The following is a 17,645-nucleotide window of genomic DNA, read 5'->3' as shown; positions in this document are numbered from 1 at the left end:
GGTGTCGGACCGAGATCCGACCGGTTTCGCGCGGCGCGCGCTCTCGTCCGGAGTCAGTCGTCGGCTTCGGCGGGGACGCGGTCGGCGTCGGCCACCCCGGAGTCGTCGGTCGCGGCGCCCTCGTCGCCGACGCGCGGGAAGTTCTCGATCGTCGCCTCGCGGAACGCCGCCTCGTCGAACTCGTGGTCGGCGTCGAAGAAGTCGAGGACGGTCCGCACGTCGGTCATCGCGTTCTTCAGCGCGGTCGAGGCGCCGGGCGAGGGTGTGATGTTGAACAGGACCCCGTCGCCGGTGATCTTCGCCTCGCCCATGTCGAGCTCCTTGCGCTCCGTGTCGACGATCTGGGGGCGCACGCCGCCGTACCCCTTCGCGCGCTCGATGTCGCCGGCGTCGACGCTCGGCACGACCTTCTGGACGTCGGGCAGGAAGGCGCGCTTGCCGATCTCGGGGATGTCGTACACGAGGTTGCGCACGACGTAGGGGAACAGGATGCGGTCCGAGAGGATGTTGACGTAGCTCAAGACCGACGCGGGGGAGAAGCCGAACACGTCGGCGAAGTCGCTCACGGTGGAGAGCTCGCCGCGTTCGAGCGCCGGGACGAGCTTCGCCGTGGGGCCGAACCGGGTGACCCCCTGGTCGTGGACGTCGGCGTCGCCGTGGACCGCCGCGAACGGGAGCTTCTTCATCTGGAGGGTGTACACCTTCCCGTTCAGCAGGTCGTCGGCGAGGAAGAAGCTCCCCGCGACCGGCAGCAGCGACAGGTCCTCGCCGTACCCCATCTCCTTGGCGAACTGGAGGCTGTGGGAGCCGGCGGCGACGACGACCGCGTCGGCCGCGAAGTCGCCGTCGTCGGTCTCGACGGTGAACTCGTCAGGGCCCTCGTCGACGTTCTCGACCGCGGTGCCGAGGTGGACGGAGACGCCGTCCTCGGCGCGGGCGTCCTCGACGAACGACTTCGCGACCGCGCCGTAGTCGACGACGTAGCCGTCGGGCGTCTGGAGCGCCTTGAGCCCGACGTCCGGGTCGCGGCCCTCGACGACCTTCGGCTCCAGCTCCGCGATCTCCTCGCGGCCGATCTCCCGGAGCTTCGGGAAGAGGTCGCCGAACCCGTTCTCGTGGTAGCGCTCCTCCAGCTTCTCGGCCTCCTCCTCGCCGACGCCGAGCACCATCTTGCTCCGCTTGCTGTGCATCTCGCGGTCGGGGTCGGTCCCCTCGAGGTAGCCCGCGAGCAGCTCCGCGCCCTCCTTGACCTCCTCGGCCTTCTCCAAGGTGTAGTTCGTCTCGATGTCCCCGAAGTGGAGCGTCTGGGAGTTGTTCGTGCGGTGAGAGTTCACCGCCGCGATCTCCCGCTCCTTCTCGATCAGCGTGACGTCGTCGACGTCGGTGAACTTCGCGACCGCGTATAAAAGCGACGCCCCGCTGATACCCCCGCCGACGATGACAAGATCAGTGTGTTCGGACATGCGTGATGATAGCTCACTCCTCGAAACGATTTCACCCGTTAACGGTCTTGCTATCTCAGTCGGCTAATCGGCCGATAGCAGGCCTACGGTCGTCGTTTTAGAGGTTCGACGAACGTCGAATTTTCCGTCGGTCGGAGAGAGACCGCCGCCGAGCTAGTCCTGCGCGGTCGGTCCGGCCGGCGGCTCCGAGGCGGGGGCGGGCGGCTCGTGGGTCCCGAACTCGGGGTGGGTCTCCTCCATCCAGGCGTACACGACCGCGCCGGAGAGGAACATCAGGACGGCGGTGAGATAGAACGCGGCCTCGGCGCTGACGAACTCCATCGAGAGCCCGATCAGGACCGCGCCGACGGCGTAACCCGAGTCGCGCCACATCCGGTAGACCCCCATCCCGGCCGACCGCCAGGTCGGGTGGGCCGCGTCGCTCGGGACGGTCATCAGGTTCGGATACAGCAGCGCCATTCCCAAGCCGGAGACGGCGGCCAGAGCGGCCCACGGGAGGAACCCCTCGACGAGGACCATCCCGAGCACGCCCGCGCCGGCGAGGAACATCCCGGCGATAACCGGCGGCCGGCGGCCGATCCGGTCCGCGAGCCCGCCGGTGCCGATCTGCAGGAAGTACATCGCGCTGTGGACGCCGACCACCGCCCCGACCGCCGCGATACCGAGCCCCTGATTCAGCAGGTACAGCGGGACGGCGATCCAGAACAGCGTGTCGACGAAGTTCTCGATGTGACCGGCCTGCGCCGCCGCGAACAGCGTCCGGTCGCCGTAGGTCGCCCGCTTTACCACCTCCTTGAACGGGAGGTTCGCGTCGCGAGCGTCGTCGTCGCCCTCGGCCTCCGCGTACTGGACGGTCTCCTTGATCAGGAAGACCGAGATGAGGAACGCCAGTACCACGACGACCGCGAGGAAGTAGAACGGCTCCGGCCGGAGGCTCCACCGGCTGGCGATGACGCCCGTGATCCAGGCGCCGACGGCCACGCCGGTGTAGCCGAACGACTCGTCGATACCGACCGCGAGGCCGCGCTGGTCGGGGCCCGCGAGGTCGATCTTGGCGTTGATCGCCATGCTCCACGTCAGCGCTTGGTTGACGCCCAGCAGGACGTTCCCGACGGTGATCCAGCCCCAGCTCGGGGCGAAGATGAGGATGACCGGTAGGGGGAGCGCCGTGACCCATCCGGCGACGAGCACGGGCTTGCGGCCGTACTCCTCGCCCCACTTCCCGGCGTAGAGGTTGAGGATCGACTTCACGATCCCGAAGGAGACGACGAACGAGCCGATCACGAGGAACGACTCGACGCCGAGGACGTCCTCACCAAGCGCGGGGACGACGGTGCGTTCGGACCCGATAGTCAGCCCGGTCGCGAAGACGAGCAGGACGTGGAGGGAGAACTGACCGAGGTGTTCGCGGATTCCATGTTTGATATCGGTTGCCGTGCTCATGGGTCACTCGGCCGCGCAGTTGTTCGGCCCCAGCTCCAGCTCGGCCAGTTCGTCTACCGGAACCGACTCCTGGCCCACGTTCGCGCGCTTGACGCGCTCGAAGTTCGGCGGGTGGTCCGGGACGTCCGACGCGAGCTCCGCGACGAACGCCTCGCGGTCGCGACCGAGGTCCGCGTTCCGGCTCTTGACCTCGCCGAGCGTCGCGGCTACCGGCGGCTCCGGCGAACCGGGGTCGTGCGCCGGGAGCACGACCGCGTCGTCCGGTCGGTCCAGCAGCCGCCGGAGGCTCTCGTACAGCGTCGCGGCGTTCCCCTCGACGTCGGAGTCCTCGATGCCGGCCTCGACGCCGAGCTCGACGCGGCCGACACTGTCGTGGAACAGGGTGTCTCCCGTGAGCAGCGCCGCGCCGCCGACGTCGAACGAGACGCTTCCCTCGCTGTGTCCGGGCGTGTGGATGACCTCGACGGCGAGCCCGCCGACGGTCACGACCTGGCCGTCCTCGATCGGCGTCGCGTCGAGAGCGAGCGCGTCCTTCGGGTGGAGGGAGTAGGGGACGCCGTGGCGGTCGGCGAGCGCCGCGGCGCCCGAGACGTGGTCGGCGTGGGCGTGCGTGTCGAAGACGCCGACGAGCTCCGCGTCGTACTCGTCGAGGACCGCGTCGTACTCGTCGAGGTAGTGCGACGGGTCGAAGACGGCGGCCTCGCCGTCCGAGACGAGGACCTGCGAGAGACAGCCCTTTCCCGGGCGCGCGATCTGAACGAGCGCGCCGTCGAGGTCGACCGGCACCTCGGCGTGCCGGTGGACGCGGCTCCACCCGCTCATCCCGTCGGCGAGCGTCACCGCGTCGTAGCCCAGTTCGCGGAGGACGTCCGTCGCGGTCTGCGAGACGACGCCCTCGGCGCAGACGGTGACGATCTCCGAGCCCTCGGGGAGCTCCGAGAGCGCCGGCTTGGCGCGGTCGGGGTCGCCGGTCAGCTCGTCGTACACGTCGACGTTGACGCTGCCCGGGACGTGCCACTCCTCGAACTCCGCCTCGTGGCGGATGTCGAGGACGAGCGGGCCCTCCTCGTCGTTTCGCAGCTGTTCACCGAGCGCATCCGGCGATAGCTCCTGCATCGTACTCTTGAATAGCGCGGACGGGGGGATACGGCCGCTGCCGGACATGACCGGCACTATTAATTCGGGGCGGGCCCAAATCCGCTCGATGAGTCTGTACGAGGCCTCCGTCCGGGTCAAACACGAGTGTCCGTACCGGGAGATATCGGAGCGGCACCCGGATCTCACGATACGCGAGTGGCCGCTGAGCGACTGCCAGGTGCTCGAGATCACGACGGAGACGACCCCGACGGACGCGCTGCTCGACGACATCGACCGGCTCGGGACCGTCCTCCACGAGTCCGAGGACGGCGACGGGTACCACGTCGTCACGCAGTCCTGCCTCTGTTCGCTCGAGGAGTCCGTCATCGACCGCTTCGAGGCGCACAACTGCCTGTATCAGTCGCCGACGATCTACCGGCAGGGCTGGGAGCACTACACGGTGGTCGCGTTCGACGACGCGGACGTCCGGGAGCTGCTCGACGACCTGCGGGCCGACAGGGAGATCGAACTGCTCTCGAAGACCTCGATCTCGGAACAGCAGGTCCCGCACAGCATGCTGGCGCCGGCCAACCAGCTGTTCGAGGGTATCACCGACCGACAGTTGGCGGCGCTCCAGTTGGCGCTGGAGCGCGGCTACTACACCCAGCCGCGGAAGACCTCGCTGCGGGAGCTCGCCGACCAGACGGCCGTCGCTCGCTCGACGTACGAGGAACACCTCCGGAAGGCGGAGAACAAGCTGCTCACGAGCGCGGGACAGTACCTGCGACTGGTCACCGCGACGTCGACGGGCGACCCGCTGGAGGTAGAGGAGACCCGTCGGGCCGATCGCGCCGCCGATTAGTCCGCCGTTAGCACACCGAGACCTCCGAGACACGGAGCCTCAAGACACGATGACTACGAGAACCACACCGGAGCGCGGTCTCGCGACCGCTCGGCGCATCGAAGGTCGACGAACGCGCGTCTCCGAGGGGGCCGCGCCGTGAGCGACGTCGAGAGCTTCGTCCGGTTCTGCGACAGCGAGTTCGGGAGCGCCGTCATGGACCGCGAGGCGGCGTACGTGCGCCGACACGTCGCCGCGGGCGACCGGGCGCTGGACGTCGGGTGCGGCATCGGGTCGCTCGAGGAGCGAGTCCCCGACCGCGATATGATCGGACTCGACCGGTCGGCGGCGATGGTCCGGACGGCGCGGGACCGGGTCGACGCGCCGTTCGTCCTCGGTGACGCGACCGCGCTGCCGATCGCGACCGGATCGGTCGACGCCGTGGTCTTCGTCTCGACGCTCGAGTTCCTCCCCGACGCCGAGGCGGCGCTGAGCGAGGCGACCCGCGTCCTCGCGTCGGACGGGACCCTCGTCGCGCTCGTGTTGAACACGCGCTCCGAGTACGTCCGGTCGAACCTGCGGCGAGAGGGCTCGTACTTCCGGCGGATGGTCCACCGCGACTCGGCGGCCCTGACGGAGCGGATACTGGAACGCGTCGACGGCGAGCGGGAGTACTTCCTGGGGGTCTCCGGCGAAGAGGTGTTCGAGAGCAGCGACCCGGAGACCGCGGCGATCGCGGCGGTCGTCGGCGAGCCGGTCGACTGACCGCAACACCCTTTCGTCGGTTCCGCGAACGCCGGTACATGACCGACCCGTCCGACTCGGACGCGTCCCCGCTCTTCGAGGCGAAGGCGTTCGACGAGCCGTCCGTCTTCGCACCGGAGGCCCTCATGGAGAACGCCCGACGGCAGAAGGACCTCCCTGAACGACCGGTCCCGGAGATCTGCGTGCTCGACCCGGACGGGGACGTCGTCCGCCAGTTGGCGGCCACGGGCGCGGCGCGGGAGGACGAGACGTGGCCCGGCTACCACACCGATCTCTATCGGTTCGAACGGGGCGGCGAGGAGTTCGGGATCGTGGGGCGCGCCGTTGGGGCCTCGTTCGCCGTCCTCGTCGCGGAGCAGCTGTTCGCCGCCGGCTGCGAGCTCCTCGTGAGCGTCACCTCCTCGGGGCGGATCGTCCCGAGGGAGGACCCGCCCTACTTCGTGCTCATCGAGCGCGCGCTCCGGGACGAGGGGACGAGCCATCACTACCGGTCGTCGGGTCGGTACGCGCGCCTCGGTCCCGACCTCCGAGACTCGGTCGAGCGGGCGTGCGAATCGGTGTCGCGGCCGGTGTACGCGGGCGCGACGTGGACGACGGACGCCCCCTTCCGGGAGACGGAGACCGCGATCGAACGCGCCCGATCCGAGGGGGTCCTCGCGGTGGAGATGGAGGCGGCGGCGCTATACGCGTTCGCGGAGGCTCGGGACCGGCCGGTCGTCTGCTTCGCGCACGTGACCAACCAGATGGGGCAGACCGAGGAGGACTTCGAGAAGGGGGAGGCGGACGGCAGCCGAGACGCCCTGGAGGTGATCGACGCGGCCGCGGCCGCCTGGCGCGCCTCGGACTGAGCGCTCCGGTTCAGCCGCGAGCGGCCCGGTACCGTTCGCGGAGCCGGGCGAACAGCGTCCGCCCGGTGTCGGTCCGCAGCCGGGGTTCGGTCGTCGCGAAGAACTCGTCGAGGTCGTCGTACTCGCGGAAGGCGTCCGGCTCGCCGGCAGCGGGGTCGTACCGGGCGTCGCACTCGTAGATCACCGCCTGCAGGCAGACGTCGAGGAGGTCGCACTCCTTGACGAGCACGGCCTCCGGCGAGTCGCGGGCCTCGTACGCCTCCCACGCGTCGCGGACGCGGTCGGGGAGCGGTCCGGCGAGGTCGGCCATCGCTTCGCGCTCCGCGGCCTCCTTCGCGACCCGGTCCACCGGGTCCGCGGTCGAGTCGGCGCGCGTCGCGACGTCGCCCGTCTCCGCCTCGGCGACGTCGTGGACCACGGCGAGCCGGAGCGCGCGGTCGAGGTCGAGCCCGGGGAGGTCCTCGCGGAACCGGTCGCCGAGCGCTAAGACGAGGTAGGCGACCCCCCACGCGTGCGCGGCGACCGACTCGGGGTCGTCGACGCCGCGGAGCTGCCAGCCCGTGCGCCGCTCGTCTTTGAGCGCGTAGGCGTCGAGGAGGGCGTCGATCGCGGGGTCGGGATCGGATTTCGGGTCGTCTCCCGGCATCGCTGGCGGCTACTCGGCGAGTCGCCAGGCGTCGTCCCCGGCGGCGACGGCCACGTCGCGGCGGACCATCTCGTCGAGCACCTCGTCGAGGCGGCCGGGCTGGGCGACCTCCATCTCGATGCGGCCGATGCTGTGGTACTCCTCGAGGTAGTGGCGGACATCCTCGCGGTCGAAGGCGTCTTGATCGGCGCGCTCCATCGCCCCCTCGGTGAGGTCGATCATGTCCTCGAGGAAGTTCCACGGGTAGACGACCCACGTCCACTGCTCGAGCCGCTCGCCGACGAAGTCCGGCTGGAACTCGGAGGTGCCGAGCAGCTGGAGCGTCGCGGTGCGGATCTCGGCGGCGTCGCGGTCCCGAACGTACTCCTCGGCGCGGCGGATCGAGCCGCCGGTGTCCGCGATGTCGTCGATGATCAGGACGTTCTTCCCCTCGACGCTCCCCTCCGGCATCGGGTAGCGGATCTGGGGCTCGCCGCTCTTCTCGGCGGTCCCGACGTAGTGTTCCATCTTGAGGCTCGTCAGGTCGTTGAGCCCGAGGAAGTCGCAGACGCACCGCCCCGCGAACCAGCCCCCGCGGGCCAGCGCGACGACCATGTCCGGCTCGAAGTCGGCCCGTTTCACCGCGTTCGAGACGTTGCGGCAGAGCCCGTAGATGTACTCCCAGTTGGTGAGGGTGCAGTCGAAGTCGTCCGGGAGGTTGCTCATACGCCCGTTCTTCCCACCCGCGCGCTCATAAGGGTTTAGCAACGCTGCCGACGGGGAGAGCGAGGCGAGCACCGCGGCGGGGTTCACTCGGAAAACGCTGCGGTGGCGCGTGCCGCCGAGTGGCCGCCCTCGGCGGCCGCGAGGAGCACGCGCGAGGGAGTCGCGAGGGAGCGGGCGACCGGCGGGAGCCCCGACCGAGCGACAGCGAGGCGCTTCGCGCCTCTGGCAGCCGGCGCATAGCCCGGCGACGAGGCTGGGGAGGCGTGAGGTGCGGTGCCGTGCGGAGCGGTGCGGGTGGGACTCAAAGGGGCAGCAGGGAGGCGGGCGCACGCTCGCTGTCGTTCGAAAGGCGCGAAGCGCCTTTCGTGATGACGAGACGCCTTCGGCGTCTCGAACCACGCGCTTCAGTCGCTCGCGGTGCTCGCTCCTTCCAGTGCTTACGTCGCCTGCGCCCGCCTCCCGGCTGGGGCTTTGAAACCGGTCACCGCCTCAGCGGCAGTTACGACACACAGTCGAGAACCACACGAACGAGCCTCCGAATCGACGTCGTATCGGTCCCGACACGATTTAGGTGACCCGCCCGCAACGGGACGGTAATGAGCACTCAGGCCGCGACGGAGGAGCGGACGGTCGTGATCGGGCTGGAGGTCCACGTCCAGCTCGAGACCGACACGAAGATCTTCTGCGGCTGTTCGACGGAGCCCGAGGAGGACGAGGAGCCGAACACGCGCACGTGTCCGACCTGCCTCGGCCTTCCGGGCGCGCTGCCGGTCCTCAACGAGGGCGCCGTCGAGGCCGCCGTGAAGGTAGGGAAGGCGATCGACGCCGACATCCCCGAGACGACGACGTTCCACCGGAAGAACTACTACTACCCCGACCTGCCGAAGAACTTCCAGCTCACCCAGTACGACGCCCCGATCTGCCAGTCGGGGGAGCTCGAGGTGCGCGTCGACAGCGAGCCCCGGACCATCGGGATCACTCGGGCGCACTTAGAGGAGGACCCCGGAAGCCTCCAGCACGCCGGCGGCTCCATCGAGAGCGCCACGCACACCCTCGTGAACTACAACCGCGCCGGGACGCCCCTGATGGAGATCGTCACCGAGCCGGACTTCCGGTCGCCCGCGGAGACCCGAGCGTTCCTCGCGAAGCTGGAGGAGGTCCTCGAGTACCTCGGCGTCTTCGATCCGACCCGCGACGGGAGCCTGCGCGTCGACGCCAACGTCTCCCTCGTCCCGGAGGGACAGGTCGCCGACGACGGGGCGATCACCGACGACGCCCTCGCGGAGGTGAACCGCGCGGAGGTGAAGAACATCTCCAGCCACAAGGGCGCCGAGCAGGCGCTCGCGTACGAGGTCACCCGCCAGGAGAACGTGCTCCGGCGCGGCCGCGAGATCGAACAGGAGACCCGCCACTGGGACGAGGCGCGCGGGGTCACCGTCTCGATGCGCTCGAAGGAGGCCGAGAAGGACTACCGCTACTTCCGAGAGGCGGACCTCCCCGCGCTGGAGGTGTCGGACTGGAAGGCGCGGATTCCGATCCCGGAGCTGCCGGACGCCCGCCGCGAGCGCTTCCGCGAGGAGTACGGGCTCGACCGCGAGTCCGCCTCGAAGCTCACCTCGACGAAGGCGGTCGCCGACTTCTTCGAGGACGTCGCCGAGTCGTTCGACCCCGACCTCGCCGCGACGTGGGTCGCCGACAACCTGCTCGGCGAGCTCAACTACCGCGAGATGCAGATCACGGACGTCGAGGACCGCCTCGACGAGTTCAAGCGCCTGATCGAGCTGGTCGACGCCGAGGAGCTCACCGTGAAGAACGCCGAGGAGGTCGTCCTGCGCGAGATGCTCGACGCGGGCGAGGACCCCGAGACGGTCATCGAACGCGAGGGGCTCGGCGTCGCCGAATCGGGAGAGGTCGAGACCGCCGTCGACGCCGCGATCGACGACAACCCGGACGCGGTCGCCGACTACCACGACGGTGACGAGGGCGCGATCAACTTCCTCGTCGGTCAGGTGATGCAGGAGACGGGCGGCAGCGCCGACCCCGGCGAGGTGAACGGGCTGCTCCGCGAGCGGCTGGACGGGTGAGACGCGTGACCGGTACCGCCGAGGCGCTCCGTCGATGAACGCCCCTCTCGAGCGTCCTCGTCGATGAACGTCGCCGTCGAGGTCGTCGGCGAGGGGACCCGCGAGGTCGTCCTCGCCGACGACGCGACCTACGACGACCTCATCCGCGAGGCGGGCTACCACCCGCAGGAGGCGTCGGTCCTCGTCGACGGCTCGCCGGTCCCGGGCGACCGCGTCGTCGACGCCGACGAGGTCCGACTGCTCCGACTCATAAAGGGCGGCGCGACGGACGGCGGCGCGTGAGCGGGGAGCGCGACCCGTGCGGTGCGGACGACCCGGGCGACGCCGCGTCGACGGCCCCCGACGGGTTCGCGATCGAGCCCGCCGACCCCGACGACCGGCTCGACGTCCTCCGCGTGCTCGACGCCGCGATGCTGGAGACGGAGGCCGAGACGGTCGACGCCGCGATCGACGCCGACGACGCGCTGGTCGCCAGATTCGAACGGACGGGCGCGGTCGTCGGCGCGCTGGTCGCGACGCGTCCCGAGCCGGGGCGGCTCCACGTCGACGCCGTGGCCGTCCGGCGGGCGCGTCGCGGTCGGGGGGTCGGCTCCGCACTCGTCGCCGCGGCGGTTCGGCGCGCCGAGCGCGACGCCGAGGCGTCGGCCGTCACGGCGGCGTTCGAGGCCGGTCTCCGGGATTTCTACGAGGGGCTCGGATTCGCGGTCCGGCCCGTCGACGCCGCGGGCGACGCCGCGGACCGGGGATCGGACCGCCTCGCGGGGCGGGTGTCGGTGAACGGGATCGAACCGACGTGAACCGCCCGCAAGCGGTGCGTCCGACTCCCGGCTGACTGACCTTTTTCTACGTGGTATGTGTACACATCTCTTGCTCAAATGCCCTCTACATCCGGCGCATCCGAGACGTCCGGTGGGACCGACGTCGAGGGGTTCGACCCCGAAGACGGTCGTCAGCCCCGCGCGAGCGCGTCCGCGGGCGCTCGCTCGGAGAGCGACCCCAGGCCCGGCTATCACCACCGCGTCCGCATCGCCGCGCTCGCGGCCGAGCGCGAAGCGCTCGACGAGCAGGTGGAGGCGCTCACGGCCGAGATGGAGGCGCTCGAGGCGGAGGTGGAAGCGCTCGAACGCGCCGTCGAGTCGGAGGAACGGCAGCGGCAGCAGGTCATCGACAGCTACGAGACGATCGTCGCGGACCGATCGGAGCCCGGTCGCTCGCCCGACACGGAGTCTGCCGCGTCGGCGGAGCCCGCCGGACGGCGACCGCTGGCCGCGGTCGCGTCCCGCGTTCGACGGGCGGTGTCGTGGCTGCGACGCTCGAACGAGTGACCGGACCCCTCGTCCGTCGGCGGGAGACCCGGCATCCGATGTCCATTTCCGAGTCGGTCCCCTCGGTCCGGGTATGAGCGCCGATTCGTCCGCGAGTTCGACGGCGGTTCAGCAGCGAGCCGCGGTGAGTGACAGATGAGCGGAAAAGACGAGTACTACAACCGGTCGAAACAGCAGGGGTATCGCGCCCGGTCTGCCTACAAGCTGAAACAGCTCGACGAGGAGGCGGACCTGTTCGAGCGCGGCGACACCGTCGTCGACCTCGGGGCCGCCCCGGGCGGGTGGCTCCAGGTCGCCGCCGAGGAGGTTGGCGAGTCGGGAACCGTCGTCGGCGTCGACCTCCAGCGCATCGACGACCTCGACGAGCACGACGTGCAGACGATCCGCGGCGACATGACCGAGGAGCGCACCCGGCACTACCTCCGCGAGGCGGTCGGCGAGCGCGGCGCCGACGTCGTCCTCTCCGACATGGCGCCGAACATGACCGGGGAGTACTCCCTCGATCAGGCCCGGTCGATCCACCTCGCGCGGCAGGCGTTCGACGTGGCCGAGGAGCTGCTCGCCCCCGGCGGCGACTTCGTCGTGAAGGTCTTCCAGGGCGAGGACCTCGACGCCTTCCGCGAGGACGTCCGCGCGGAGTTCGAGTACCTCCGAACCGTCGTGCCGCCCGCCTCCCGGGACTCCTCCTCTGAGGTGTACCTCGTCGCCAAGGGGCTCAACACGGCCCCCGTCGAGGCGGGCGACCGGCTGGAGGTGACGATCGAGGAGCTCGGCGACGAGGGCGACGGGATCGCCTACGTCGAGGGGTACTCGCTGTTCGTCCCCGACGCCGCGGTCGGCGAGACGCTGACCGTCGCGATCGACGAGGCCAAGCCGCGGTTCGGCTTCGCGGAGCGCGTCGACGGCGACGACGAGTAGCGGTCCCGTTCGCAGACGGCCGGCGACGTATCGGCCTCAGGACGCGTCGGCCTCAGGCCGCCTCCGCGCGTCTGACCCACTCGCGGAGGGTGAACCCCTCGTACTCCGTCTCGTCGACCACGCGCCACTCCGTCTCGTCCCACGCCGGGAACCGGGTGTCGCCCTCGTAGGCCCCGTCGACGTGACTGAGGACCATCCGGTCGACGCGCGGCTGGAACAGCTCGTAGATCTCCCCGCCGCCGAGGACGTAGACTGGGGCGTCCGGGTCGGCGTACGGAGCGTCGTCGGCCGGCCCCGTTCCGGCGGGCGCCGTCTCGCCGGCGACGCCGTCGACTGCACCGGAAACGGGCGGTTCGCCGACGAGCACGCGGGCGAGATCGATCGCCGCGTCCGCGCCGTCGGCGACGACCGCGGTGGGCGCGTCGATCGCGTCGAGGCTGCGGCTCACGACGATCTGCCGGCGTCCGGGGAGGTCGCCGCGCATGGATTCGAAGGTTCGGCGGCCCAAGATGACGGGCGAGCCGGCGACGCGTTCGCGGTACTGGCGGACGTCCTCGGGGAGGGCCGGCCACGGGACGCCGCCGTCGTTCCCGATCACCCGGTTCTCCGCGAGCGCCGCGACGCTGACGAGTTGCACGGGAGTGGTAGGGGCGGGGACGGTAAAAAGCGGTCGGCGGGGCTACTCCGCGAGCCCGAGCAGATCGAATGGATACCCGTTGTCGACCTCGTCGGCCTGCTCGTAGACGACGCGAGCGGCCGCGACGTCCTGGATCGCGAGGCCGGTGGAGTCGAAGACGGTGACGCCCGCGACGCCCTCCGCGCCCGTGCCGGGAGCGTTCCCGCCGGCGTCGATCCCCGCACGACCGGGGCGGGTGCCGACGACGATCTCGCCGATCTCGCCGTAGATGTCGTCGTCCGTGAGCGTCCCCGCCGCGTAGGGGACGTTGATCTCGCCGGAGTGGGTGCACTGCTCGCGGTCGTCGATGACGACCGTGGCGTCGAGCAGGAGCTCGTCCGCCAGCTCGTGTTTGCCCGCGGCGTCGGCGCCCATCGCGTTGACGTGGGTGTGCTCGCCCACGTCGTCCGGGCCGACGATCGGGTCCTCGACGGGCGTCACCGTCGAGAGCACGTCGCAGTGACCGGCCTCGCTGATCGAGCCACCCCGGACGTCGAACCGGTCGTCGAAGGCGTCGACGAAGCGCGCGACGCGCTCCTCGTCGAGGTCGCTGATCACGACCTCCTCGATGTCGCGCACCTCCGAGATGGCCTCCAGTTGGGTGTACGACTGGACGCCCGCGCCGACGATACCGAGCGAGGTCGCGTCGGGGACCGCGAGGTGGTCGGTGGCGACCGCGGCGGCCGCGCCCGTGCGCTTCATCGTGAGCGTCGTGCCGTCGAGGATCGCCAGCGGGAACGCCGTCTCGGGGTCGGAGTAGACCATCGTCCCCATCACGGTCGGGAGGTCGTGGTCGGCGGGGTTGTCGGTGTGGACGTTCACCCACTTGATCCCGGCGGCGTCCCACCCGGTCTCCTCGGCGGTGTCCTCGGTCCTGACGTCGAGGTAGGCGGGCATCGACCGGAAGTCGCCGTTGTACTCCGGGAGGTCGATGTACGACTTCGCGGGCATCTTCGCGTTCCCGCGCTCGTAGGCCGTGAACGCGCCGCGCACCGCGTCGATGACGCGGTCCATGCGGGCGTTCTCGTCGACGTCGTCGGCGTTGAGGAGCAGCGTCTGCATGTCGCAAGCTTTGCCGGACGGGTACTTAGCCTTTCGAACACGCCGCGGGAGGCGCGCCCCTCGCCGGACGATCGTCGCGGGACGCTACACGCGACCAGACGGCGGTCTAAGTGAGAATTAATCACTATTTCGAGCGCATTACAATCCGCTCCCGTCCGCTCCTGTGCGTATGTCCGGTCGCGAGGTCGCCGTCGCGTGGATCTGCGTGGCACTCCTCGTGTCGACGTTCTCGCTCGCCGGAGGCGTCGTCGGAGGCGTCTCTACCGGAGACGACGCTGATATTCACGTGACGAACGTCGAGCTCGAAGACACGGACGTTTACCAGGGCGAAGATTCTGACGATTCTGACGATTCTGACGATTCTGACGATTCTGACGAGGACGAGGAAGAGGACGAGGAAGAGGAAGAGGAAGAGGACGAGGAAGAGGAAGAGGACGAGGAAGAGGAAGAGGACGAGGAAGAGGAAGAGGACGAGGAAGAGGAAGAGGACGAGGACGAGGAAGAGGACGAGGACGAGGAAGAGGACGAGGAAGAGGAAGAGGACGAGGACGAGGAAGAGGACGAGGACGAGGAAGAGGACGAGGAAGAGGACGAGGACGAGGAAGAGGACGAGGACGAGGACGAGGAAGAGGAAGAGGACGAGGAAGAGGACGAGGACGAGGAAGAGGACGAGGACGAGGACGAGGAAGAGGAAGAGGAAGAGGACGAGGAAGAGGACGAGGACGAGGAAGAGGACGAGGACGAGGAAGAGGACGAGGACGAGAAAGAAGGCGATTCCGGAGGGAACGAGTCAGACGAGCGTGACGATGACAATCCTGCCGAGGACAACAATCCCGGCGAAGACAATCCTGCCGAGGACAACAATCCCGGCGAAGACAATCCTGCCGAGGACAACAATCCTGCCGACAACGATGGTGGTGAGCACGACGAGCCCACAGAGGACGATCCCGACGACAATCCCGGCGAAGACAATCCTGCCGACAACGATGGTGGTGAGCACGACGAGCCCACAGAGGACGATCCCGACGACAATCCCGGCGAAGACGATGGTGGCGATCCCGGCGAGGACGACGAGGGCGACGGTCCCGGCGAACGCGACGATTCCGGTAGAAGCGAGCCAGACGATGACAGCGAGACCGACAATTCCAACGAGGGAGGGGACAATTCAGAAGGTCCCGGAAACGGCGATGATGGAGGCGATTCAGAAGGTCCCGGAAACGGCGATGATGGAGGCGATTCAGAAGGGCCCGGAAACGGCGATGATGGAGACGCGTCTGAAAGCCCCGACGAGGGCGAGCAAGACGACCCCGACGAGTCCGACAGTCCCGGGGGCTCCGACGAAGGCGAACCGGACGAGTCCGAATCATCCGGATCACCCGGATCGTCCGGGTCGTCCGCGACGAGTCCCGACGATCCGGCCGTGGTCCGGTCAGAGTCGGCCGACGCCGTCACGGTCGACGGCGTGGTCGACGAACGCTACACGGTCGAGGTCGCGCTCGCCGGACCCTCGGAGACGCGGCCTGCGGTGTCGCTGTCCACGCTCACGATCGACACGGTCGAAGACCGGGAGTCGTTCGAGTTGACCGTCCAGCGGCCGACGGCCGAGCCGCGAGAGCGCGGCGCCGTCCCGAACGGGAACGCGCTGGGGTACGTGGATATCGACTCGACGCTCAACGGGGCCAACACGAGCGCGGTGACGCTCCGATTCGACGTCGAACGCGACGCACTCCCCGACGGTCTGGGACCGGAAGACGTGGTGGTGATGCGGTACGGCGACGAGTGGACACGGGAGAACGTCACGCACACCGTCGAAGGGGACTCTCACATCGCAACGATGCCGAACGCTGCACCCGTTGCCGTCGTCGCGCTGGAACCCGGGAGCGTCGACGTCGTCGAGCGCGAGGTTCCGGCGGACTGGGTTCGCGCGGGCTACGAGACGACGCTCCGAGCGACGGTCGAAAACCCCGGCGACCGGACGGCGAATCGGACGCTCACCGTCACCATGCACGGCGAGCAGGTCGCCGAGCGCGACGTGTCACTCGGTCCCGGCGAGAACGCCACCGTTCGGATCGAGTTCGAGCCGATCGACGACGGAACGGTGTCACTCAACGGGGCCGAGGCCGGATCGATCAGCCTCTTCGACGACCCCGAGGGAACGGCCGACACAGAGACGAATACGGAGACAGAGACGTATGCACCCGGCTTCGGCCTGACCGCCGCGGCGCTCGCGTTGCTTGCAGCCGCGCTGGCTGTCCGCGTCGGTCGTCGGTGAGCGGCGAGCTCGGGCCAATCGGCCTGAGAGCCAACAGCGCCGCCGGGAGGAGGGAACGTCGTAACTGGGAGGAACAGCCGCCGATCGCGTCCGGCCGGCGCGGTTGAAGACGTGGGAGTGTGCATGAACAGACAACACCGATCCCACGGTCGCGACGATCGATCTCGCGTACCGTCGGGAACACGATTATACGCTCTCACCGTCCATATCGACCCATGAGTCTCTCGCTCGACGCCGACCAGCTCGACCGGTACTCCAGGCACGTCATCATGGACGAGGTCGGTCCGGAGGGACAGCGACGCCTCCTCGACGGCAGCGCCCTCGTCATCGGGGCGGGCGGGCTCGGCGCCCCCGTCATCCAGTACCTCGCGGCCGCGGGGGTCGGGACGCTCGGGATCGTCGACGACGACGTCGTCGAGCGCTCGAACCTCCAGCGGCAGGTGGTCCACGGCGACGCCGACGTGGGCGAGCCGAAGGTCGAGTCCGCGGCGCGGTACGTCGACCGGCTCAACCCCGACGTCGACGTGGCGACGCACGAGACCCGCCTCGACGAGGGGAACGTGCACGACCTGCTCGCCGGCCACGACGTCGTCGTCGACTGCGCGGACAACTTCCGGACGCGGTACGTCGTCAACGACGCGGCCCGGATCGAGGGGTTGCCCGTCGTCCACGGCGCGATCTACAAGTTCGAGGGGCAGGCGACGACGCTCGTCCCCGACGGCCCCTGCTACCGGTGTCTGTTCCCGGAGGCGCCAGAGCCCGGAACGGTGCCCGACTGCGCGGCGACGGGCGTGCTCGGCGTGCTCCCCGGCACGGTCGGGTGCATCCAGGCGACCGAGGCGATCAAGCTCCTCCTCGACGCCGGGGAGACGCTCGACGGCCGGCTCCTCTTCTACGACGCGATGGACCTGACCTTCGAGACGGTCCCCTACCGCCGGAATCCGGACTGTCCGGTGTGCGGCGACGACGGCATCGAGACGATCGACGGGATAGACTACTCGGGCGGCTGTCGCGTGGACGCGGACTAGCGTCTCCGGCGAGGCTCCCGCGTCGGTCCGACCGCCGCTCACAGGGAGCGCTCGGTCATCGCCGGGCCGCCGCCCGCGCCCGAGCCGTCGGCGGCGAACCCCGACCGGACGCACCACCGACAGTAGCGGAAGTCGGGGCGGTTCTCGGCCCCGCAGTGCCGGCAGACGACGGTCTCGCCGTCGGCGTCGAGCGGCGGCGGGTCCCCGTTCGGGTCGGTCCCGGTCGCCGCCGAGCCGGCGTCGGCGCCCACGGCGAACTCCGGGCCGGCGGCGACGGCGCCGTCCGCGTTGCCCTCGGCGTCGGCCTCGGCGTCGGCGTCCCCGTCCGAGGGCGGCGAGTCGCCGAGCGACCCGAGCGTCCCGGGCGGCTCCCAGTCTCGCCTCGCGAGGAGCCACGCGAGCGCGACGTTGGCGGCGATCACCGCGACGAGCACCGCGGCGACCGGAAGGGGGTCACCTCCCGTCATGTGTCGTGTGTTAGCAGGCGAAGAA

18 protein-coding genes are annotated in these 17,645 nt (G+C 69.7%); 10 read left to right on the top strand and 8 right to left on the bottom strand.

Annotated features, from left to right (window positions below):
- Positions 1-53: 53 nt before the first annotated feature.
- From B4V04_RS06930 to B4V04_RS06920, 3 genes are all read right to left on the bottom strand, one after another.
- On the bottom strand, positions 54-1,463 hold the full coding sequence (locus tag B4V04_RS06930; protein ID WP_498230342.1) for an FAD-dependent oxidoreductase: 1,410 nt from the start codon (positions 1,461-1,463) through the stop codon (positions 54-56).
- A gap of 153 nt (positions 1,464-1,616) precedes the next feature.
- Complete coding sequence (locus B4V04_RS06925) at positions 1,617-2,906, bottom strand: MFS transporter (protein WP_498230341.1); 1,290 nt, start codon at positions 2,904-2,906, stop codon at positions 1,617-1,619.
- Positions 2,907-2,909: 3 nt separating this feature from the next.
- Positions 2,910-4,022: an MBL fold metallo-hydrolase gene (locus B4V04_RS06920; RefSeq protein WP_498230340.1), complete on the bottom strand. Its 1,113-nt coding sequence runs from the start codon at positions 4,020-4,022 to the stop codon at positions 2,910-2,912.
- Positions 4,023-4,110: 88 nt separating this feature from the next.
- Between B4V04_RS06920 and B4V04_RS06915 the strand changes: the two genes are divergently transcribed.
- The 3 genes from B4V04_RS06915 (at position 4,111) to B4V04_RS06905 (ending at position 6,437) form a co-directional block, all read left to right on the top strand.
- Positions 4,111-4,845 (top strand): helix-turn-helix domain-containing protein, encoded by a 735-nt coding sequence (locus B4V04_RS06915; protein ID WP_498230339.1) that lies wholly within the window; start codon positions 4,111-4,113, stop codon positions 4,843-4,845.
- Between the two features lie 138 nt (positions 4,846-4,983).
- Entirely contained in the window at positions 4,984-5,589 is a 606-nt protein-coding gene (locus tag B4V04_RS06910; RefSeq protein WP_498230338.1) for a class I SAM-dependent methyltransferase, read from the top strand.
- A gap of 38 nt (positions 5,590-5,627) precedes the next feature.
- Entirely contained in the window at positions 5,628-6,437 is an 810-nt protein-coding gene (locus B4V04_RS06905) for a nucleoside phosphorylase (RefSeq protein WP_498230336.1), read from the top strand.
- Positions 6,438-6,447: 10 nt separating this feature from the next.
- Here B4V04_RS06905 and B4V04_RS06900 read toward each other — a convergent pair whose 3' ends face one another.
- Complete coding sequence (locus B4V04_RS06900) at positions 6,448-7,083, bottom strand: HD domain-containing protein (protein ID WP_498230334.1); 636 nt, start codon at positions 7,081-7,083, stop codon at positions 6,448-6,450.
- Between the two features lie 9 nt (positions 7,084-7,092).
- Positions 7,093-7,788, bottom strand: coding sequence for a phosphoribosyltransferase (locus B4V04_RS06895; RefSeq protein WP_498230332.1), 696 nt, complete (start codon positions 7,786-7,788; stop codon positions 7,093-7,095).
- A 596-nt stretch (positions 7,789-8,384) separates the two neighbouring features.
- Here B4V04_RS06895 and gatB point away from each other — a divergent pair.
- From gatB to B4V04_RS06870, 5 genes are all read left to right on the top strand, one after another.
- Positions 8,385-9,872, top strand: coding sequence for an Asp-tRNA(Asn)/Glu-tRNA(Gln) amidotransferase subunit GatB (gene gatB / locus B4V04_RS06890; protein ID WP_498230330.1), 1,488 nt, complete (start codon positions 8,385-8,387; stop codon positions 9,870-9,872).
- A gap of 63 nt (positions 9,873-9,935) precedes the next feature.
- On the top strand, positions 9,936-10,154 hold the full coding sequence (samp2, locus tag B4V04_RS06885) for a ubiquitin-like small modifier protein SAMP2 (protein WP_498230328.1): 219 nt from the start codon (positions 9,936-9,938) through the stop codon (positions 10,152-10,154).
- A complete protein-coding gene (locus tag B4V04_RS06880; RefSeq protein WP_498230326.1) occupies positions 10,151-10,669 on the top strand; it encodes a GNAT family N-acetyltransferase in 519 nt (172 codons plus the stop codon). Before samp2 ends, B4V04_RS06880 begins: the two co-directional genes overlap by 4 nt.
- A gap of 78 nt (positions 10,670-10,747) precedes the next feature.
- A complete protein-coding gene (locus B4V04_RS06875) occupies positions 10,748-11,197 on the top strand; it encodes a hypothetical protein (RefSeq protein WP_498230325.1) in 450 nt (149 codons plus the stop codon).
- 135 nt (positions 11,198-11,332) lie between these two features.
- Positions 11,333-12,115 carry an RlmE family RNA methyltransferase gene (locus tag B4V04_RS06870; RefSeq protein ID WP_498230323.1) on the top strand — a complete coding sequence of 261 codons (783 nt, stop codon included), beginning with the start codon at positions 11,333-11,335 and terminating at the stop codon, positions 12,113-12,115.
- Between the two features lie 52 nt (positions 12,116-12,167).
- On the opposite strand, the gene B4V04_RS06865 is transcribed toward B4V04_RS06870, so the two are convergent.
- Together B4V04_RS06865 and B4V04_RS06860 are read right to left on the bottom strand one after the other, a co-directional pair.
- On the bottom strand, positions 12,168-12,752 hold the full coding sequence (locus tag B4V04_RS06865; protein WP_498230321.1) for a dihydrofolate reductase: 585 nt from the start codon (positions 12,750-12,752) through the stop codon (positions 12,168-12,170).
- A 42-nt stretch (positions 12,753-12,794) separates the two neighbouring features.
- The gene (locus B4V04_RS06860) at positions 12,795-13,853 is read right to left on the bottom strand and encodes an ornithine cyclodeaminase family protein (protein ID WP_498230319.1); all 1,059 of its coding nucleotides are present in this window, start codon (positions 13,851-13,853) and stop codon (positions 12,795-12,797) included.
- Positions 13,854-14,022: 169 nt separating this feature from the next.
- On the opposite strand from B4V04_RS06860, the gene B4V04_RS06855 reads away from it, so the two are divergent.
- Both B4V04_RS06855 and ubaA read left to right on the top strand, forming a co-directional pair.
- A complete protein-coding gene (locus B4V04_RS06855) occupies positions 14,023-16,125 on the top strand; it encodes a DUF7407 domain-containing protein (protein WP_498230317.1) in 2,103 nt (700 codons plus the stop codon).
- Positions 16,126-16,340: 215 nt separating this feature from the next.
- On the top strand, positions 16,341-17,153 hold the full coding sequence (ubaA, locus tag B4V04_RS06850; protein WP_498230315.1) for an SAMP-activating enzyme E1: 813 nt from the start codon (positions 16,341-16,343) through the stop codon (positions 17,151-17,153).
- 38 nt (positions 17,154-17,191) lie between these two features.
- Here the strand turns inward: ubaA and B4V04_RS06845 are convergent, their stop codons facing one another.
- A complete protein-coding gene (locus B4V04_RS06845) occupies positions 17,192-17,620 on the bottom strand; it encodes a DUF7577 domain-containing protein (protein ID WP_498230313.1) in 429 nt (142 codons plus the stop codon).
- Positions 17,621-17,645: the final 25 nt, after the last annotated feature.

This window comes from Halorubrum sp. B52 (genome assembly GCF_059752555.1).
This window is presented reverse-complemented; position numbering and strand designations above follow the sequence as displayed.